This window comes from Clostridium sp. AF34-13, from assembly GCF_003477845.1.
GTDB classification, from domain to species: domain Bacteria; phylum Bacillota; class Clostridia; order Lachnospirales; family Lachnospiraceae; genus Butyribacter; species Butyribacter intestini.
In genome coordinates this window covers 157,998-178,884 of the sequence record NZ_QUEB01000003.1, presented here as the reverse complement: position 1 = coordinate 178,884, position 20,887 = coordinate 157,998, and the positions used below count along the sequence as shown (strand labels likewise).

Sequence of the window (20,887 nt, the reverse complement as noted above, 5' to 3'; positions counted from 1 at the left end):
AAAAGTTTTATTTTAATAGGTCCCCACCCACCACTTATTGGTCTATGCAATAGAAGTGGTGAGTGGGGACTTTTTTTCTAATTTCTAAATTCTGACAGTACTTTTAAAAGTTTGAAAATATCAACAGGCTTTGATAAATACTTGTTCATGCCGGCATTAAGACATTTTTCAATATCTTCTTTAAAGGCATTTGCAGTCATTGCTATGATAGGAATAGTATGAGCTTCGGAACTATTCATGTTTCTTATGGCGGTTGTTGCGTAAAGTCCGTTCATTACGGGCATTTGCATATCCATAAGTATCGCATCATAGGTATGCTTTTTAGAATTTTTAAGCATTTCAACACATATAGAACCGTCGGAGGCGTGTTCACAGGTTATGCCATGCATTTTCAAAAGTTCAGATATGACTTCGTAATTTAATTCATTGTCTTCCGCTATAAGCAGGTTCATTCCGGAGCAGATTTTTGAATAATATTCTATTGTCAAAGTTTCAGTGGCATTTTTTGAACGCTCCTTAAGATATGGAAGTTCCAATGTTACGGTAAAAGTAGTTCCTTTGCCGAGTTCGCTCTGAACATCTATGCTGCCGTTCATTATATCAGTAAGATATTTAACAATCGACAGACCAAGCCCATATCCGGGAACTTTATTTATTCTTGAATCAGTTTCACGCGTGAATTTTGAATACATATTTTCAATATATTCTTTTGACATACCGATGCCGGTGTCACTGACTTTAGCGATAAGCCGTATGTTTTTGCTGCCTGGTATTTCTTGTTGATACATTTCAAAAACAATACTTCCTCCGTCAGGAGTGTATTTTATGGCATTAGATAGTATATTTGTGTATATCTGCTTGATACGGAGTGGGTCGGCAAATAATTCACTATATAAAATATCATGTTTAAAACATTTGATGTCAAGGTCTTTACCAAGTTTTATCTGTTCCAATGATGGAGGAAATTCATCAAAAATTTCACAGATATTTATTTCCTTTGGTGTAATTTTCATCTGTCCGTTTTCTATTTTTGAAATATCGAGAACTTCATTGACAAGCTCTAATAAAAAGTTGCCTGAAAGTTTAATTTTTTCAAGACTGTATTTTACTTTGTCAGGTTCGGTTAAATGCGTTGCGGCAATATCTGTAAATCCCATAATTGCATTCATCGGTGTTCTTATGTCGTGTGCTATCTGTGATATAAATTCTGTTTTTGCAACATTTGCTTTGTTTGCTTCTTCAGCTATTGAAATCCAGCTTTGTTCACGGCGTTTGCTCGCACTTATTATCTGTGTGACATATAAAACATCTGTTACGGTATTTGCTTCGTTTCGTTTTCTTACTATAAATCTTGCAGTGTGCCAGTTATTGTCAGTAGTCAGGTACTCTGTTGCTATGGTTTCCTCATTTTCAAGGCGTTTTGCAAGTGTCGATATATCAAAGAACTGCAGCAGTCTGTCTTTGTATTCGGGAACAATAAATTCATTGCACAATTTGTTCATTTCATAGGATGCACAGCCTGTTTTTCCTGCAAGTCTATGGGAGCCGCTTTTTCCGGATATTTCTTTAAATGTATCTTTTTCCAAGTCTATAAGAAAAATTGTATAATATATCTGGCTTAGTGCAGATATAACTTCATTTTTAAGATTGGCTTCTGCAAGTGCCTGTTCAAGTTCAAACTGTTTTTTCTGCTCAATCGCCACAATGTCATCAATATGTCTGAAACCGAGTAAGAGTTTGTAGTCTGAAACAGTTAGTGAAATTCGTACAATGACAGTTTCAAAATACTGTTGTCTTAAAAGATTTGGTACGCTTCGATACCTGAATACCAATCGTTCTTTGTTTTTTAGCTCATTTTTAAGATTTTGTATATCCATTGTTTTCTTAAAGAAATCAATACTTTCAGATGCTATATATTTTTCAGCGTAAATTTTAATTGTTTCAGTATAGTCGAGCGGTTTTGGATTTTCAACCGGAATGAAATTAGCGGCATTTGCAATTCTGTCAAGCTTGAGCAGTTCCAGAGTGTTTTTTTCAAGATCGACATAATACACGGAGGTATAGTCACGGCATAAAACATCAAGAAACTGTTTTTCTTTTTCAAGCTCAGATTTATTTTCATTTATAATGTCCTGACGCTGCATAAGGAGAAAATCCTTATCTATATTTTGCCATATACTGCCAAGATGCATACCTATCGTACGCATAAGCATCAGGTGGAAAGGCGAAATTGGAAAGGAAGGTGCATCAAGTCTGATATATCCGAGAAGGTTTCCGGCATATGATATAGGAAATGCAATAACAGAATTTATACCGGCATTAAGAAGTTTATTATTCTCATCAGTCATGGCAGTAGGACTGTCCTTAATATCTGTTTCGATGATTATCTGACGCTTGGACAAACGGCTGTGCCAGTCAGGGATTGTTTCTGCCGAAAATATGTCAGGCAGAGTATCAGATAAATGATAGCCGTTTTTCAAATACTTAAATTTAAGTTCATATATATTTTTGTTAAATAATTCAAAAATAAAAGCTGCACTGCTGTTTGTAACAGTGCAAAGCTGTTTGAAAATTGACTCTAAGAATGTTGCTCTGCTTTTGTCTGGTGTAAGATTTTCTAAGTTAATCAATTCATTGATTATCGAATCGTAAGTACTTTGAAAATTATTATTTTCGTTGTTATTATAAATATTTTCCATGTATGTGCTCATATATATTCTCCTTCATCCCCTCAATATATGTTTATTGTGTCATTGATATTCAATATATAAATTACAGATTGTCGTGTATTTAAATGTAAGTCAGTGATATAGTATGCCGGTGTTGTTTAAAAGTATTAAGTTAATTGTAGCATTAAAACAGATAAAGTAAAAGTGCTGAGTTCGGTGTTGTAGTGGTGCATGGATATTTGGTGGTTGACATTTTTGGTGGTTGACATTTGCAATTAACGGTGTTATTATTTCACATACGCAATATATAACAATGTTAAGTTTTGAAAAGGTTATATATTATGCAGTACATTATATTAAATATGATAAGTTTTTAAATGATATTTTTTGCTGCCAACTGATTACATTACAGGTGTAAACATTATTATTTTTTTGATGAGGTGAGATGATGAATGATAAATTTGAGGAACTTTTTAAGGCTATGCATCAGTTTCATAAACTGAGGATTGGTGAGATGATGCCAAATGTCAGCGGTGCTGATTTTTGGGCGATGAACAATATTGTAAATAAGAGCGAAGATGGAAAGATAACTATTTCTGAACTTGCTAAAAAGACAAATGTACTTCCATCTGCAATATCGAGAACTATCAGAGGTCTTGAGGACAAAGGATATGTCGAAAGGACAATAAATAAAAATGACAGGAGAAATACTTATGTTGAGATGACTGACAGGGGAATAGAAGTTATGCAGGAAGTAAAAGAAACTATGCATAATTTCGGAGAAGCAGTTTTATCAAAACTTGATGAGGATGAACTTTCACAACTCGTAGCATATCTGAATAACATATATGATATTGCGAAAAAGGAGATTGAAATTAGAAAGATTAAGAAATAGATATGATGCGAAACTGATTGCAGGCTGTGAAGATTGTGTGGATATAGCAAAGAATACCGCCGGCACGCTTGCGCTATGTTGTCACTCGTAGCAGTACATAAGTCAGTAAAAGACATTGACTAAGTGCTGACGGTGACAAAAATGTCGGCTAACATTCTTTGTTATATCTCCACAATCAATTTAAAATTATGACAGTTTCACAAATGTCTATAAGAATTAAAAGATAGAAAGTAAAGAAAGGATAGAACAATGGGTAAAATTTTTAAAAATATGCTTCCTTACCGGAAAGCGGTTATTATTATCATTGCTTTGCTGTTTGTGCAGGCGTGGTGTGATCTGTCGCTTCCGTCTTACACATCGGATATTATCGATGTGGGTATTCAGAACAGCGGTGTTGAACATATTGTGCCTGAGAAACTTACAAAGAGTGAGTTTAAAACGGCACAGTTTATCATGACGGATGATGAAGCTGATTTGTGGAAAGGTCTGTATAAAGCGGATGGAGAGTTTTATAAACTTAAGGATAAGTCATCTAAGGAGCTTGATGAAGCGGATGAAAAACTTAATTTGCCGCTTATCATGAATTATCAGATGAGCACTTTAGAGGTAAGCAGCTTCAAAAAGACGATTGCAAATCAGATGGGAAAGAAAGAGTCTGAACTTGAAAATGTAAGTGTCGAGCAGCTTGGCGAGTCACTCGGTGTGAAACTTAAGAGTTTCAAACAGGAAAAAGAGGATGATGACGGAAACAAAGTCAAGGTTGACTGTGTTGACGCAAGACCGTTTTTTGCCGGAATGATGCAGAGTGGCAAGATGGATAAAAAGAGCATTTTGTCTATGAGGGATAAGATGAGTGATACTATATATGCAATGGGAAGTTCTCTTGTTAAATCAATGGGTGTTGCCTATGCGGTTTCCTGTGATAAGGCGGCAGGCATTGATGTTGACCATATCCAGAAATCATATCTTTTGTTTGCGGGACTAAAAATGCTTGGAATGGCACTTCTTATGGGTGTGGTGACAGTGATCGTCGGTTTCTTTGCTTCGAGAGTCGGAGCAGGAATCGGTATGACACTCAGGGAAAAAGTATTTAAAAATGTTGTCGGATTTTCAAATGCCGAGATGGATAAGTTCTCAACTGCATCACTTATCACGAGAAGTACAAATGACATCCAGCAGATACAGATGGTATCGGTAATGCTCTTAAGGATGGTTGCATATGCACCTATTCTTGGAATCGGCGGTGTGTTAAAAGTTGTGCAGACGGGAGCAGGCATGGGATGGATAATCGTGCTTGCGATAGCTGTGATACTCGGATATGTCATGGTACTTATGTCTGCCGCTATGCCTAAGTTCAAACTTATGCAGAAGCTGGTCGATAATATCAACCTTGTTTCAAGAGAAATTCTTACCGGACTTTCAGTTATCCGTGCATTTGGCAGGGAGAAAAAAGAAGAAGAAAGATTTGACGAGGCAAATAAAGACCTCACAAAGACAATGCTTTTTACAAACAGGGTTATGACATTTATGATGCCGGGCATGATGATGATAATGAATATTCTTACAGTCGGCATTGTGTGGTTTGGTGCTAAAAAGATTGACGGTGGAAATATGCAGGTCGGAGCTATGACTGCATTTATAACATATGCGATGATGATAGTCATGTCATTCCTTATGCTTACGATGATGTCGATAATGCTCCCTCGTGCGGCTGTCGCAGCAGAGCGTATTGACGAGGTTGTCCGCACAGAATCTTCTATTAAAGATGCTGACGATCCGGAAAAACTTACAAGCCATGACGGTGTAATATCATTTGAGCATGTAAACTTTAAATATCCGGGAGCAGAGGAAGATGTACTTCACGATATTGATTTTGTGGCAAGACCGGGGGAGACAACTGCTATCATAGGCAGTACGGGATGCGGCAAATCAACATTGGTAAATCTTATTCCGAGATTATACGATGTTTCGGATGGAAGGATATTGCTTGACGGAAAAGATATAAGAAATATTTCAATGTCAGATCTCAGGGAAGAAATCGGTTTTGTACCTCAGAAAGGAGTTCTTTTCTCAGGAACTATAGCTTCAAATCTCCGCTTTGGAAATGATGATGCAACTGATGATGAGATAAAGAAAGCCGCCAGGATAGCACAGGCGACAGAGTTTATCGAGGCGAAAGATGATAAATACGAAAGCTCAATATCACAGGGTGGAAGTAATGTATCAGGAGGTCAGAAACAGCGTCTTGCGATAGCGAGAGCGATAGCCAAAAATCCAAAGATATTTATATTTGATGACAGTTTTTCGGCACTTGATTTAAAGACGGATGCAGCACTTAGAAAAGCGTTATCTGAAAATGTAAAGGACAGCACGGTTATCATTGTTGCACAGAGAATAAGCACAATATTACACGCAGAGCAGATACTTGTTCTCGATGACGGAAAAGTAGTCGGAAAGGGAACGCATGAACAGCTTCTTAAAAACTGTGATGTGTATCGTGAGATTGCAAAATCCCAGTTGTCCGCTAAAGAACTTGGCATGGATGAAAGTGAGGTGTCAGACAATGAGTAATGAGGAACAATTTAAAAAGCCACAGCCACGCAGGAGAGGGCCTATGGGCAGAGGTATGCAGCCGGGCGAAAAGCCTAAGAATCTCAAAAAATCATTAAAAACACTTGTAAAATATATCGCAAAATATAAGGCAGGCATATTTGTCGTAATGTTTTGTGCGGTGTGCTCAACCGTCTTTACCGTAGCAGGACCGAAGATATTAGGTAAAGCGACAACGGCATTATCTGAGGGTCTTATGGCAAAGATAAGCGGAACAGGAAGCATTGATTTTGATAAGATAGGACGCATACTTCTTATTGTGCTCGGTCTTTATCTTTGCAGTGCATTGTTTAGCTTTATTCAAGGCTGGATAATGACCGGCATCACGCAGAAAGTATGTTATAAACTTCGACAGGAAATATCAGAAAAGATAAACAGGATGCCGATGAAATATTTTGAGAGCCGCACTTACGGCGAGGTGTTATCACGAATTACAAATGATGTAGATACACTCGGACAGGGTCTTAACCAGAGCATAACAACGATAATCACATCCGTTGCAACACTTATCGGTGTCCTTGTAATGATGCTCAGTATCTCGCCGCTTATGACACTTATCGCACTTGTCATACTTCCTATATCACTTGCACTTATAAGTCTTGTGACAAAGAAATCACAAAAATTTTTCCGTGCACAGCAGGAATATCTCGGTCACATAAACGGTCAGGTCGAGGAAGTTTACGGCGGTCATCTTGTAATAAAAGCATTTAACCGTGAAAAAGATACTATAGAGGAATTTGAAAAAACAAACAAAATTTTATATGACTCAGCATGGAAATCGCAGTTTCTTTCAGGAATGATGCAGCCTATAATGATGTTTGTCGGAAACTTAGGCTATGCGTCAGTTGCACTTGCAGGTGGGATGCTCGCAATAAAAAATGTAATTACGATAGGTGATATACAGGCATTTATCCAGTATGTAAAGAACTTCACACAGCCGATACAGCAGATAGCACAGGTAATAAACATGGTTCAGTCAATGTCTGCAGCATCGGAGAGAGTTTTTGAATTTCTTGACGAGGAGGAAGAACAGCAGATAGCAGAAAATCCTGCCGACATTTCAAAAGTAACAGGAGAGGTATCATTTGAAAATGTTCATTTCGGTTACAATCCTGAGCAGATAATCATTAACGATTTCAGTGCAAAGGTAAAACCGGGACAAAAGATAGCGATAGTAGGTCCTACCGGTGCAGGAAAGACAACTATGGTAAAACTTCTTATGCGTTTTTATGATGTAAACAGCGGTGCGATAAAATTAGACGGCAGAGATATAAAAGACTTTAACAGGCGTGAACTCCGTGACGCATTTGGAATGGTACTTCAGGACACATGGCTTTTTAAGGGAACGATAATGGAAAATATCCGTTACGGAAGACTTGATGCGACAGACGAGGAAGTAATCGCAGCGGCAAAAGCGGCGAGAGCACATCACTTTATTCAGACACTTCCGGGCGGTTACCAGATGGAACTTAACGAAGATGCAAGCAATGTGTCACAGGGACAGAAGCAGCTCCTTACGATAGCGAGAGCAATTCTTGCGGACAATAAGATACTTATCCTTGACGAAGCAACATCTTCGGTCGATACAAGAACCGAGATAGAGATACAGAAAGCTATGGATAATCTTATGAAAGGACGCACGAGTTTTGTCATTGCACACAGACTTTCAACAATTCGTGATGCCGACCTTATACTTGTTATGAAAGACGGAGATATAATAGAGCAGGGAAATCACGATGAGCTTCTTGCGGCAAACGGATTTTATGCAAATCTTTATAATTCACAGTTTGAAGATGTTGTGGCGTAGAGAAAGTTATACAATGGCATTTTGGCTGCAACATGATATTTTTTACAGTTTGAGGATGTTGTGAAATAGAGAAGTAATCATACAGTCATATGGCAATTATATTTTAAACAATAATTTTGAATAAAAAAAAGAAATCTGTTAAGAATATTAACAGATACTATCAGACACCTTGATGGCATTGAGGTGTCTGTTTTGTTTAAAAGTAATTGTTGCCGGTCGCACCGTAGGTGTGAACAATAACTAATGGAGGGATTGCCGTATGTATGATAAGAAAGAAAACAACTTTAAGAAAAAAGGGCTTTGCGTGTCATTATGTGCTGCACTTGTATGTAGTCTTGGAATAGGCGGGGTATATTACAAGATGAATAAAGCACCGCAGAGTGACGGGACAAAACTTTTTTCGGACTCATCGACAGGGACAAAATCAGCAGATACAAATGATAAAAAGGAAACATCGTCAGATAAAAAAGGCAATGCAGCAGACAAAAATACGGAAAATAAAACAGTAGCGGCAGGTTCGGGTGCTGTAAAAAACATCAAAAAGAAAAATATTAAAAGTGCAAGAGAAAAATTAAACGATGCAAAGGCAGAAATTAAATCGGACAAAAACAATAATGATACTGATGTAAAAAAAGCAGCAGCTAAAACGGATGATAAAAAGAAAAGTACAGATACAAAACAGCATGATGGCAACATAAAAAGGAATAGAAACACAGATAAGAATAAAACAGTAAGCACAATATCAAAGGATACTTCTCTTAAATTTGATGCAGAAAAGGGAATTATATGGCCTGTCGGAAGTGGCGAAAAGGACATAATCCTTAAATTTAGCAACAGCAATACGGTATATTTTAAGACGCTTGCACAGTACAAAGTAAATCCTGCCATCGTTATAGCGGCAAAAGCTGATGAAAAGGTAAAAGCTGCGGCAGCAGGTATTGTAAAAAGCATAAAGACAAGTGACGAAACAGGAACAACGGTAACCGTTGATATAGGAAACGGATATGAAGCTATATATGGTCAGCTTAAAAACTTAAATGTAAAGAACGATCAGAAGATTGCCAAAGGTGATATAGTAGGTCATATAGCAAAACCTACGAAATATTATACAGAAGAAGGAACAAATCTTTATTTTGAAGTTAAAGAAAACGGAAAGAGCGTAGATCCTTTGCTGCTTTTGAAATAGATGTTTTTTAGAAGACAATCGGATATTCGTAACCTGCTCTGTTACTTCCTTGATAGAGTTAAATATAATTGATAACTGTTGTTACTGTACTATATAGATGTGTCAGTGACAGCAGTTTTTCTTTTCATAAATACCAATATATGTTAATATAATGATGCAAGGGTCAAAAATAAATGGCAATGTATGTTTACATACAAATTTCCATTTATTGGCTTGACCCACCAAACACCGACAATAAAATTGGAGGTGTTTGCAGGATTGCGAGAATTGCATAGCAATGTAGCAATCCGTGGCATCAGCAAGGGTTTAAAAATATATGTCAATGTATGTTTTAGAACCTTACACTAAGTGATAAAGAAGTTGGTTGAAAAGATTGCACTTAAAGTGCGGAAAGAGAGGGAGTTATGCAATACAGATTAGTAGGAAATACAATGCCGGCAGTTGAGGTGCTTTTTGATTCACCGGGAGAGTCTATGTACACGCAGTCAGGTGGCATGGCATGGATGACCGATGGGATTCAGATGGACACAAACACGAAAGGTGGTCTTTTAAAAGGTGTTGGTCGTATGTTTGCGGGTGAATCAATGTTTATGGCAACATACACGGCAACTAAAGCGGGGTCGGAAATTGCATTTGCATCAACTGTTGCAGGTGAAGTTCTTCCTATAAATATTGGCGAGACAGGTGGATTTATCTGCCAGAAAGGGGCATTTCTTTGTGCTGAGCCTTCAGTAGAACTATCAGTTGCATTTACAAAGAGATTTTCATCAGGTTTCTTTGGCGGAGAGGGTTTTATACTCCAGGATATTACAGGAACAGGTATGGTATTTCTTGAAATTGACGGTGATAAAGTTATCAAAGAACTTGCACCGGGGGAGGTTTTAAAAGTTGACACGGGTAATGTGGTCGGATTTGAAAAGACTGTAAGCTATGAAATAGAGACAGTAAAAGGTCTTAAGAACATATTCCTTGGCGGAGAGGGACTTTTCCTGACAAGACTTGTAGGACCGGGAAAGGTTATACTCCAGACGCAGAACTTTAATGATTTTGCGGGAAGGGTTGCAAGCAGAATTCCGTCTAAGTAGTTTTTGCGGCGGCATTTATTTTGAAAATGTTAATTTGGGGCGGCATCGAACTGTGATTTTGCACAAGCTGTTTGGCAAAATGTAAATGATGTTTTATACTATGAAAAAAACTGTGGATTGTTATCTTTTAAGAATTTTTAATGGATAACCAGTCCACAGTTTTTAGTTTATGGGATTTGGCTATTATACAATAGTTGTTTTAATCAACGGTAGCCGGAATTTTACCCTCTATGATGGCTTTTACATCACCAATGCTCTTGTCTGTAAAAGTAGCTATCTGTTCAGGAGTGAGTCCGTTGTTATGCATATTTAGGACTATCTTGGTTTCAGCCGTGGCAATGCCGCGTTTTTCGCCCTGTGCTTCACCGATGGCAATGCCCCGTGCCTCGCCGATGGCAATGCCCCGTGCCTCGCCGATGGCAATACCATCTTCTTTTATACCCTGACTTAAATTGCACATAACATTCACATCCTCTCTTAAATTATTTTCAACAGGAATATCATATTCATTTCCTATTATATTTATTTTTTCGTTTACAGTTAAATCTTTTGAAAGCAACGCACTTAAAAGACGGTGCATTTCGTAAGTGTTATCGTGTGGCGGAAGACTGTTTGCAAGTCCTATCATGATAATATTCAGCAGTTCAAGGTTTCCATGCCAGTTGTGTCGGGCAATCAGGTCATCTTTTGTAAGATGAATATGGCTCATGCTGTTTTCAGGCATATTCATGCAAACCCAGATGGAATAGACCTGTTTAATATTATTATAGTCTGAATTTTCAAAATCACGCCCCTTTTGCGAGGAAATCATTCTGCTCACATAAAAGATTGCCCTGTTTAGAATATCGTACTTTTGGGGTTCCGATTTTTGTGCTTCCACATTTATGATTATCTGTGATAATCTGCTTTCTTTGTCTGTTGCATTGTTGTCTGCTGTGTTACTTTTTGATGGCATCCTGACATAAAAGATAATGTCAAATCTTATCATACCTTCATTGATTTCAGTATTTTCACTGTTTAGACCTACAATGCGTCCGCCGTTTACTTCTTTATCAGTGTTTGCAAGTTCACTTGCAATGCATTCGCTGTTGCTTTCTTTTTCGGTGTTTGTAAGTCCGGGTTCAACAGGAACAGAGCTGATATAAGGTTCACCCTCTATGAGAGGGACAATATCCGTAGGTTTCATGTCCTTAAATTCAGGAACTGTTTTTGCTAATATATGTGCAAGTATAATTTTCTGACCAAGCAGCCTTTTAGCACTTTCATCATACTGAGCTTCTTTATCAGTAGCAGTTATTGAATTTTTAAGTTCTGTATTCAAAAATGACATCCTTCCTTGTAGTTAATGTACTGTCGGTATCTTCTCAAAACGAGTCATTTCGGCTGCATTTCTGATATACTGTTTCCATTTTCTCGTCGTACACACCGTGTACGCACTGCGAAAATATCATTGTATATCAAAAATCCATCTCGAAATTCTTCGTTCAGAAGATTCCGAGAGTACATTAGTTATTTAATAATAATATACACAAAAATGAAATTTAAGGCAAGAAATATTAAGTTTTATGTCTGTATAATTTTACTAAAAATACTTTGTTATCGACTGGCTTCGGTATTTGTAAGGTTCTGGGATGTTATGGAATATCCGGCTCTTTTTATAGGTTTGCATCCTTGACAGAATAACTTAAAAATAGTTAAATATAAAAACGGAAATATTTGAACAATAAGTATCGGAGCATTAGTTTCGTGTGCAGTTTACAATGTATTTAGAAATGAGGATAGAGCATGAAAAGGAAAGTAAATCCGGTGGCACTTTTGCCGATTTTTGTATTTTTGGCATTATATCTGGGGCTTGGAATTGTATTTGAATATATAATGAAAATTCCAATGGGATTTTATAATATCCCAATAATTGTGGCTTTTTTAGTAGCTATTTTAACTGCCTGTCTGCAAAACAGAGAGGTATCTTTTGACGAAAAACTTGAAATCATGGCACAGGGAATGGCAGACAAAAATATAATAACAATGCTGCTTATATTTCTGACAGCCGGAGTGTTTGTTGGTGTTGTAGGTCGGGATAGTGCAGAAAGTGTCGCATATTTTATGCTACAGTTAATTCCGGCACGGTTTGCAGTTATTGTTCTTTTTATCGTTGCGTGTTTTGTGTCTGTTGCAATGGGAACTTCTGTTGGAACAATAACACTTATAACGCCAATTGCTGTTGCGGTGGCGGATGCTTCTGGTTTTTCAGTGCCGCTTTGCGTGGCTGTGGTAATGGGTGGTTCTATGTTTGGAGATAATCTGTCATTTATTTCAGATACGACTATTGCAGCGTGCAATGGGCAGGGTTGTGCAATGAAAGATAAATTCAGGCAGAATTTCCGGATTGCATTTCCGGCGGCTGTTGTGACTGTTATTATCATCGGGGTTTTATCGATGAATACCAATATAAACGGAAGCGTGCATCATAATTACAATCTGGTACAGATAATACCGTATGTACTTGTATTGATGGGAGGGATAATCGGCTGGAATGTGTTTCTTGTACTGCTGACGGGTATTGTATCAGGAGCGGTTATAATGTTAGTTACGGGACAGACTTCTGCTGTGGAACTTGTCACAAATATGGGAAATGGTGTATCGGGTATGTTTGAAACCTGTATCGTAGCAGTCCTTGTAGCTGCATTGTGTGCATTAATTCGTGTATATGGCGGTTTTGATGCACTTTTACATGGAATACATCATGTATTCAAAGGAAAACAGGGCGGACAGCTTGGTATGGGGATTTTAGTTGGTGCTATGGATATAGCGACTGCTAATAATACGGTGGCTATAGTAATGGCAAATCCGATAGCAAAAGAAATGGCACAGACATATGAGATTACACCGAAAAAAACAGCATCGCTGCTGGACACATTTTCCTGCATAACACAGGGGATTTTGCCTTATGGAGCACAGATGCTTGTTGCAATATCAGCGGTTACGGAATTAGGGAAAAGTATATCGGCATTTGATATTATTCCATATATGTTTTATCCGTTTTTTCTGCTGGTAAGTTCTTTAATTTGGATTGGTGTAAAAAGATAGGAGGATTTTTATGAAATACAATATTGATTTAAATGACAACGATTACATTGAGTTTAATTATTCGTATCTGAAACATTCAAAGATTGGGAAGTATTCTCTTTTAGCTACAAGAATTTCTTTTCCTATTGCAATGTTTGTTTTTGTTTTGGCACTACTGATTATCAAGATAGAAATAGGTCTTGTCATATCGGTTGCTGCAGTTGCAGTTTTATCAACTGTTTTGTGGTGGTTTATCGTGCCTGTTTTGATGCGTAGGAATATTAAAAAGGATATTATGAAAATGAAAAGTGACGGAAAGCTGCTTTATCATGAGAAAGCTTCGGTTGAGTTTTTAGATGACAGGATTGTTGAAACTTGCGAGCAGGGTGAAACTGTAGTTAAGTACAGTGATATAGTTAATGTTTATGAGGAGAAAGGTTATATCTACATATTTTACGGTGCAATGCAGGCATTTATATTGCCTGAGAGATGTTTTGGGGACAATGAAATCAGGGAGATTAAGAATAAATTGTCACAATCAGGTGTTAGGGCATAAAGTTAAAGTGAATATAAAAATTGTATATAAATATATGAATTTAGGAAATGCAAATATGAACTGATAAATTCATTTAAAACTTGACAAATAGAATGAAAGTCTATATAGTTATCTAAGGTAATTAACAAAGGTAATTATATGGGCTTGTTTATTTAAAAATCGTGGAAAGAGGTTTTATTATGACTATCGAAAAGATAAAAGCAATATTTGATGCGTGCTATTTGGCAAAGCGGTCAAGGGATTTACTTCCTCCCCTTCCAAAGGGTGTTACACCTTCATATATTCACTATCTGGATGTGATTGAGTCATTTGGACAACAGGGTGTAAGCGTAAAAGTATCGGATATAAGTGACGCACTTGATATTCCAAGACCGGGGGTGACACGCACTGTAAAAGAGATGCAGGCAAAAGGCTATCTTCGCAAACAGACATCCGAGAGTGACGGTCGTGTTACTTATATTACTGTTACAGAGGATGGAAAAAAATTATCCAAGATATATAATACACAGTATTTTAACAGATTACTTCCGCTTCTTGAAGATATTTCAGATGAAGATGCGGAATGTACAATAAGGACTATTGAAAAACTTTACAAAGTTATGTCAGAGAGGAGTGTTACAATTGAGTAGTAATAATAAAACAGATTTTACGCAGGGAAGTATATTAAAAAAATTGTTCTGGTTTATGCTTCCGATTTTAGGGGCACTTATTTTGCAAGCGGCTTACGGTGCAGTGGACTTGCTTGTTGTAGGAAAATTTGGCTCGACAGCAGGACTTTCAGCGGTTTCAACAGGAAGTCAGGTACTTAATCTGGTGACATTTGTTGTCACACAGTTTGCTATGGGTATTACGGTTCTTATAGCAAGATATATTGGAGAGAAGAAAACGGGGCAGATAGGAAAGGTACTTGGAGGGGGTGTTGTTGTCTTTACGATAATATCAATAGGATTGTTTATTTTTATGGTATGTTTTGCAAGACTTATTTCAGTTTTGATGCAGGCACCAACGGAAGCAGTTAGTCTTACAACGGTTTATGTCCGTATCTGTGGAAGCGGAATATTTTTTATTGTTGCCTACAATGTACTTGCGGCAATTTTCAGGGGACTTGGGGACAGCAGGTCCCCATTGATATTTGTATTTGTTGCCTGCATTGTAAATATTGTTGGTGATATGCTTCTGGTAGCTGGACTTCATATGGATGCGGCAGGTGCGGCACTTGCCACCGTTCTTGCTCAGGCTGTCAGCGTTGTGTGTGCGATTGTGATGCTATTCAGGAAAAAACTTCCATTTTCAATAGCGAAATCAGATTTTAGATTAAACAAACAGTGCCGTAAATTCCTTGAAATCGGTCTGCCGCTTGCCTTGCAGGAGTTCCTGACACAGCTTTCATTTCTAGCACTTTGTGCTTTTGTAAACAGGCTTGGTCTTGAGGCATCATCGGGATATGGAGTTGCCTGCAAGATAGTAAACTTTGCGATGCTGATACCAAGTTCGCTTATGCAGTCGATGGCATCTTTTGTATCGCAGAATGTCGGTGCAGGAAACAAAAAAAGAGCAAGACAGGCAATGTTTACAGGAATTGGAATCGGTGCTGCATTTGGATGTGTTGTGTTTTGTATAGTAATGTTTAAGGGCGATGTACTTGCCGGATGCTTTTCAAATGATGCCGCAGTTATACAAAAGGGATTTGAATATTTGAAAGGATTTGCACCGGAAACGATATTGACCGCCGTGTTGTTTAGTATGATAGGTTATTTTAACGGAAATAATAAGACATTATGGGTAATGATACAGGGACTTACACAGACACTTCTTGTGCGTCTGCCGATGGCTTATATCATGAGTATCCAGCCTAACGCAAGCCTTACAAATATCGGAATTGCAGCACCTACATCAACGGTTGTCGGAATTGTTTTGAATATTATATTTTTTTTTTCATATGAGTAAGAAAGAGACTGCAGGTGAATAACTATCTCAATCAGAGGAGTGTGTGTGCGAATTGTCATATGCTATGCGAATATCTTCCGGAAGACCGTTTGGGGTTAATGCTTTTGCGGTGTCCTCATTGCCATCTTTCGTTGCCTGAGAGTAATACCAGCATTTGTACTTAAGCATATCCAGAGTTTTGTGTAGTTGTTTGATTTCTACTTCCACGCGTTCTTTTTGTTTTTGTATAAGATCAAAGCGATCGGAATAAGTGGCAGGACCTTCTGCACACCAATCCATAAAGAGCTTGATATCCTTGATTTCAAGACCGGATTTCTTTAGGCACTCGATTACCCGTAATGCCTCAATTTCGTTTTCGCTAAATTTACGAATACCGGATTCTCGTATGAGTTGCGGAAAAAGTCCTTGATTATCGTAATAGCGAAGTGTTGAAATTGGCAAATCAAACATTTTTGCTACTTGTCCAATTGTGTACATGGCATACCTCCAAAATATTTTTTTGAATATATCGACTTAAAGTAAGGTTTAATGATTAGTGTTAGTATAGCATATGAAATGATGTGATTCAAAACAGGCAAAATTGTTTTTTTTAATTTCTTGCTTATTATAATGCATAAAGACAAAAAAGCAAGAAATTTTTGTTTGACATTTTTCAAAAATAAAAATATAATAACTTCTAAACGAGTACACTAGCGTAAATCCAGTTTTGTTACTCGCTTTTTTGTGCACCAGTTGTCGCACATTATGAAAATATATAATGCATTTAAAAGTGTGTAGCTTATCAGCGTAAGTCCAGCTTATGTGATATCTACGCATTTTTTTTATGCAGAAAAAGGAGGCTAAATCCTCTCCTCACCAGAAGGTTCGGATTTTGCTTCGCAAAACAAGGAGGATTATAAAATGGCAGAAAGTAACAAGATGAAGGAGATGCCGGTAAATAAGCTCATGGTTCAGATGGGAATACCAATGATTTTATCTATGGCATTGCAGGCGGTTTACAACATTGTAGACAGTGCCTTTGTTGGAAATATGAGATCAGGAAGTGAGGCAGCACTTAATGCACTTACACTTGTATTTCCGGTTCAGATGCTCATGGTAGCAGTTGGAATTGGAACAGGTGTTGGAACCAATGCACTTCTTGCAAGAACACTTGGACAGGGAAATAGCAAAAAAGCAGCAAAAGTTGCTGGAAACAGTTTGTTTCTTGGAGTGATTATTTATGCGGTGTGCCTGTTGTTTGGAATTTTTGGAGTAAGAGCATATATTTCATCACAGACAATTGCCCCTGAAGTTATTTCAATGGGAACAGACTACTTAAAAATATGCTGCGTAATTTCATTTGGGATTATTTTCTTTTCGTTATTTAAAAAACTTTTACAGGCAACAGGGCGTTCACTATATTCTACAATAGGGCAGGTTGTGGGTGCAGTGTTGAATATTATTCTTGATCCAATTATGATTTATGGTATTGGACCAGTTCCGGAAATGGGGGTGAAGGGAGCTGCATATGCAACAGTAATCGGACAGGTGGCATCTGCGGTACTTTTGTTTATATTCCATATAAAGCTTAACAAAGAATTTGAGCACGGAGCAAAGTATATGAAGCCGGATGGAAGGATTATAAAGGAAATATATTCTATTGGACTCCCTGCAATTATTGCACAGACACTTATGTCTATTATGGTGTATATGATGAATCTGATTTTGAAATTCAATCCTTCCGCACAGACTGCATATGGATTGTTCTACAAAGTACAACAGTTTGTATTGTTCCTCGCCTTTGGACTTAGAGATGCAATTACACCGATTATTGCTTTTGCATACGGAATGCGTAGCAAAAAGAGGATTCATGATGGAATCAAATACGGATTGATATATACGATTGTCCTTATGATTGTTGGTGTAGCAATTACAGAAATTTTCCCGGGAGATTTTGCAACTTTGTTCAATGCAGGACAGTCAAGGGAATATTTTATTGGAGCAATGAGGGTAATTTCAGTAAGCTTTCTGTTTGCTGGAATAAATGTTGCTTATCAGGGAATTTATCAGGCATTGGATGGGGGCATTGAATCATTGGTAATCTCGTTTTTGAGACAGCTTATCATTATCCTGCCACTGGCTGGGATTTTTTCTCTGTTTGTCAGAAATGGTCAGATGGGAGTTTCTATAATCTGGTTGGCATTCCCAATAACTGAGGTGATTTCATGCCTGGCAGGATATATATTTTTAAAGAGAATCAGAAAGAATAAAGTAGATTTTTGAATTAAGGAGGAAAAAATGACAAAATGGTATTAAAAAGCTTGCAAAGAGCTTAAAGACTTACAAGAAATTCCTATATCAGAAAGGATTGAATAAAAAAGCTAAGATAACAAAATAAAATACAGAAAGTGTAAGAGTTCTTAACAGGTGAAAGTTCACTCTTTCATCCTGTTAAGTTCAGGCAGTACCGTAAACAGCATAGTTATAAAACACATACTTCCACCTATTACATTAGATACGGGTTCTGCCATAAATACACCGTCCGTTCCCATGTGGAGAGCGTATGGAAGTATATATGTGAGTGGCACAACAATAAATACTTTGCGTAAAAGTGAAAAGAAAATTGCCTGTTTTCTTTTGTTAAGTGATTTGAAAACGGTCTGACCGATATATTGCAAATCCATAAAAATAAATGCAGCAAAATAAAGTTTCAATGCAGGCACAACATCTTTTATAAGTGTTGCATCGGAACTAAATATCATAATTAAATATTTAGGGGCAAGTATGATAATACTCCACATTATGCCGGTATAGATAAGTGCCATGACAGCCATTACTATGCCGGCTTTTTTTACACGCTCCGGGCGTCTTGCACCATAATTATAACTGATGATAGGTGAAGAACCCTCTGTTATGGCATAGATAGGAGTTTCGACCATCTGTCGTACACTTGAAATAATAGTCATAACGGAGATATACACATCCCCGCCGGTAACATAAAGCACATTATTGCAGCAGATTGAAACAAGACAGTTTGTGAGCTGCATTATAAATCCTGCCGTGCCAAGAGTTATGATATTTTTGGCAATGGAAAGGCAGGAAGAAAATTCGTTTTTATGCAGCAGCCTGACCTTTATCTCAGCTTTTTTGCGAAGAAAATAGAAAACAAAAACAGCAGAGAGTATCTGTGATATTACGGTGGCAATGGCAGCACCGTTTACTCCAAGCCCGAACACAAAGATAAACAGCGGGTCGAGTATAATATTTGCAACTGCACCGATTGTTACGGAGAACATTCCTGTTGTAGAATATCCCTGTGCATTTATAAACGGATTCATGCCGGTAGATACCATGGCGGGGAGAGTTCCAAGCAAATAGATTACAATATATGGTCTTGCGTAAGTCAATGCGTTTGGGGATGCTCCAAAAAGAACGAGCAGCGGTTTTGAAAATACAATGCCGATTAGCATCAGGAATATTGCACTTGCACATACCATTGTAAAAGATGTATTTAAAATAGTATTTGCCTTATTATCGTCACCCATGCCGCGATTAATAGAAAAAATCGGAGCACCGCCGCTTCCGAAAAGATTGCTGCACGCTGTGATTATCATTATCAAAGGAAAACAGAGTCCGACGGCTCCGAGAGTGGCAGTTCCGATTTCAGGAATACGCCCGATATAAATACGGTCAACTATATTGTAGAGAAGACTTAAAATCTGTGCTACAAGCATTGGGAGAGCGGCATTTAAGATATTTCCTGTTACAGTGCCGGTTTCAAAATTTATGCGTTTCATGATTATACCTCGATTTCATTTGTATTTTTGCTTGTTTAAATATTCATTATTTTGAGTTTCTGTGGAAGAAACAGTATTTGCCTTCAACTTATAGTTTTTATCTTGATTTTCAGTTAGAGAACAAATCTTGCTTTCGCTCAGTTATATGTTGAAAATAATTATAGCATGATTTAAACTATATTTAAAATATATCTTATAAACTCAGATATTTGTAAAACTGTCTATATCCGTAATTAAATTGCAAAAAATATAATACAACTTATAAGTAGTTTTGCAAATAATTAAATATATTTTTTAAGCATCTAAGGGGGCATTATTTATGAAAGATATTAAATGGGCAGTTTTAGGTACGGGAGTAATCGCAAATGAGATGGCACAAGCTTTGATAAAAAAGGGAAAGAGCATATATTCAGTTGCGAACAGGACACATCAGAAAGCCGTTGAATTTGCAAAAAAATACAATATTAACAAAGTGTATGAGGATATGAATGATGTTTTTGAAGATCCAGAGGTGGATGTTGTATATATTACAACTCCGCACAATACTCATTATGAATTTATGATAAAGGCAATAAATAATGGAAAACATATACTTGTGGAAAAATCCATAACATTAAATACAAGTGAGTTAAGCCGGGTAATCAATTTGGCAGAACAAAGGGGAGTTGTAGTTGCAGAAGCAATGACTATATATCATATGCCGATTTATAAAAAATTAAAAGAAATGCTCAACTCGGGAGTTCTTGGAAAAGTAAATCTTATCACAATGAATTTTGGGAGCTTTAAAGAATATGACATGAACAACCGCTTCTTTAATCCAAACCTTGCAGGAGGAGCAATGCTTGATATAGGAGTGTATGCCCTTTCATTTATACGCTGGTTTATGGATTCAAAACCGGATAAATGTGCGTCACAGACAAAAAGTGCACCGACTGGAGTTGATGAACAGGTTGGATTATTGCTTATGAATGATGAAGGTCAGATGGCGTCGGTCATGCTCTCACTTCATTCAAAGCAGCCGAAAAGAGGAATGATTTCGTGCGAGAAAGGATATATCGAGATTATGGAATATCCGAGAGCATGGGAAGCAGCGATACATTATGTCGAGTCAGGTGAAACACAAAAGATAACTGCAGGTGAAAATGCAGATGCCCTTGTATATGAACTCGAAGATATGGAGAGGGCAATAAATGGTGAACATGGATGTATGCATCTTGATTATACATGGGATGTTATGGATATGATGACGGGTGTCAGAAATTTTAAATATCCTGAGGAGATGTGATAGCA

General features: G+C 37.4%; 15 protein-coding genes. 11 read left to right on the top strand and 4 right to left on the bottom strand.

The features are described 5' to 3' along the window. Positions 1-77 precede the first annotated feature (77 nt). The gene (locus DWZ63_RS04125; protein ID WP_243020477.1) at positions 78-2,711 is read right to left on the bottom strand and encodes an ATP-binding protein; all 2,634 of its coding nucleotides are present in this window, start codon (positions 2,709-2,711) and stop codon (positions 78-80) included. 406 nt (positions 2,712-3,117) lie between these two features. Between DWZ63_RS04125 and DWZ63_RS04120 the strand changes: the two genes are divergently transcribed. The 5 genes from DWZ63_RS04120 to DWZ63_RS04100 all read left to right on the top strand — a co-directional run bounded on the left by DWZ63_RS04120 (position 3,118) and on the right by DWZ63_RS04100 (position 10,252). After that, positions 3,118-3,564 (top strand): MarR family transcriptional regulator, encoded by a 447-nt coding sequence (locus tag DWZ63_RS04120; RefSeq protein WP_055945257.1) that lies wholly within the window; start codon positions 3,118-3,120, stop codon positions 3,562-3,564. Between the two features lie 249 nt (positions 3,565-3,813). Beyond that, positions 3,814-6,135 (top strand): ABC transporter ATP-binding protein, encoded by a 2,322-nt coding sequence (locus DWZ63_RS04115; protein WP_118498801.1) that lies wholly within the window; start codon positions 3,814-3,816, stop codon positions 6,133-6,135. Beyond that, positions 6,128-7,981, top strand: a complete 1,854-nt coding sequence (locus tag DWZ63_RS04110; protein ID WP_118498799.1) for an ABC transporter ATP-binding protein — start codon at positions 6,128-6,130, stop codon at positions 7,979-7,981. The genes DWZ63_RS04115 and DWZ63_RS04110 overlap by 8 nt, the downstream gene beginning before the upstream one ends. Before the next feature lie 259 nt (positions 7,982-8,240). Next, positions 8,241-9,167, top strand: a complete 927-nt coding sequence (locus tag DWZ63_RS04105) for a M23 family metallopeptidase (RefSeq protein ID WP_118498797.1) — start codon at positions 8,241-8,243, stop codon at positions 9,165-9,167. A gap of 404 nt (positions 9,168-9,571) precedes the next feature. After that, on the top strand, positions 9,572-10,252 hold the full coding sequence (locus DWZ63_RS04100; protein ID WP_118498795.1) for a TIGR00266 family protein: 681 nt from the start codon (positions 9,572-9,574) through the stop codon (positions 10,250-10,252). Between the two features lie 199 nt (positions 10,253-10,451). Here the strand turns inward: DWZ63_RS04100 and DWZ63_RS04095 are convergent, their stop codons facing one another. Then, a complete protein-coding gene (locus tag DWZ63_RS04095; RefSeq protein WP_055945248.1) occupies positions 10,452-11,573 on the bottom strand; it encodes a PD-(D/E)XK nuclease family transposase in 1,122 nt (373 codons plus the stop codon). 464 nt (positions 11,574-12,037) lie between these two features. Here DWZ63_RS04095 and DWZ63_RS04090 point away from each other — a divergent pair, with 464 nt between their 5' ends. The 4 genes from DWZ63_RS04090 to DWZ63_RS04075 all read left to right on the top strand — a co-directional run bounded on the left by DWZ63_RS04090 (position 12,038) and on the right by DWZ63_RS04075 (position 15,821). Next, on the top strand, positions 12,038-13,339 hold the full coding sequence (locus tag DWZ63_RS04090) for a Na+/H+ antiporter NhaC family protein (RefSeq protein ID WP_055945246.1): 1,302 nt from the start codon (positions 12,038-12,040) through the stop codon (positions 13,337-13,339). 10 nt (positions 13,340-13,349) lie between these two features. Beyond that, the gene (locus DWZ63_RS04085; protein ID WP_055945244.1) at positions 13,350-13,874 is read left to right on the top strand and encodes a YcxB family protein; all 525 of its coding nucleotides are present in this window, start codon (positions 13,350-13,352) and stop codon (positions 13,872-13,874) included. 179 nt (positions 13,875-14,053) lie between these two features. Then, a complete protein-coding gene (locus tag DWZ63_RS04080) occupies positions 14,054-14,503 on the top strand; it encodes a MarR family transcriptional regulator (RefSeq protein ID WP_055945241.1) in 450 nt (149 codons plus the stop codon). Next, on the top strand, positions 14,487-15,821 hold the full coding sequence (locus tag DWZ63_RS04075; RefSeq protein ID WP_347474822.1) for an MATE family efflux transporter: 1,335 nt from the start codon (positions 14,487-14,489) through the stop codon (positions 15,819-15,821). The genes DWZ63_RS04080 and DWZ63_RS04075 overlap by 17 nt, the downstream gene beginning before the upstream one ends. A gap of 27 nt (positions 15,822-15,848) precedes the next feature. Here the strand turns inward: DWZ63_RS04075 and DWZ63_RS04070 are convergent, their stop codons facing one another. Further along, a complete protein-coding gene (locus DWZ63_RS04070; RefSeq protein WP_055945235.1) occupies positions 15,849-16,298 on the bottom strand; it encodes a MerR family transcriptional regulator in 450 nt (149 codons plus the stop codon). Positions 16,299-16,721: 423 nt separating this feature from the next. Here DWZ63_RS04070 and DWZ63_RS04065 point away from each other — a divergent pair, with 423 nt between their 5' ends. Further along, complete coding sequence (locus DWZ63_RS04065; protein ID WP_055945233.1) at positions 16,722-18,083, top strand: MATE family efflux transporter; 1,362 nt, start codon at positions 16,722-16,724, stop codon at positions 18,081-18,083. A gap of 152 nt (positions 18,084-18,235) precedes the next feature. On the opposite strand, the gene DWZ63_RS04060 is transcribed toward DWZ63_RS04065, so the two are convergent. Continuing rightward, entirely contained in the window at positions 18,236-19,597 is a 1,362-nt protein-coding gene (locus DWZ63_RS04060) for an MATE family efflux transporter (RefSeq protein WP_055945230.1), read from the bottom strand. A 319-nt stretch (positions 19,598-19,916) separates the two neighbouring features. Here DWZ63_RS04060 and DWZ63_RS04055 point away from each other — a divergent pair, with 319 nt between their 5' ends. Beyond that, a complete protein-coding gene (locus DWZ63_RS04055) occupies positions 19,917-20,882 on the top strand; it encodes a Gfo/Idh/MocA family oxidoreductase (RefSeq protein WP_055945228.1) in 966 nt (321 codons plus the stop codon). Positions 20,883-20,887: the final 5 nt, after the last annotated feature.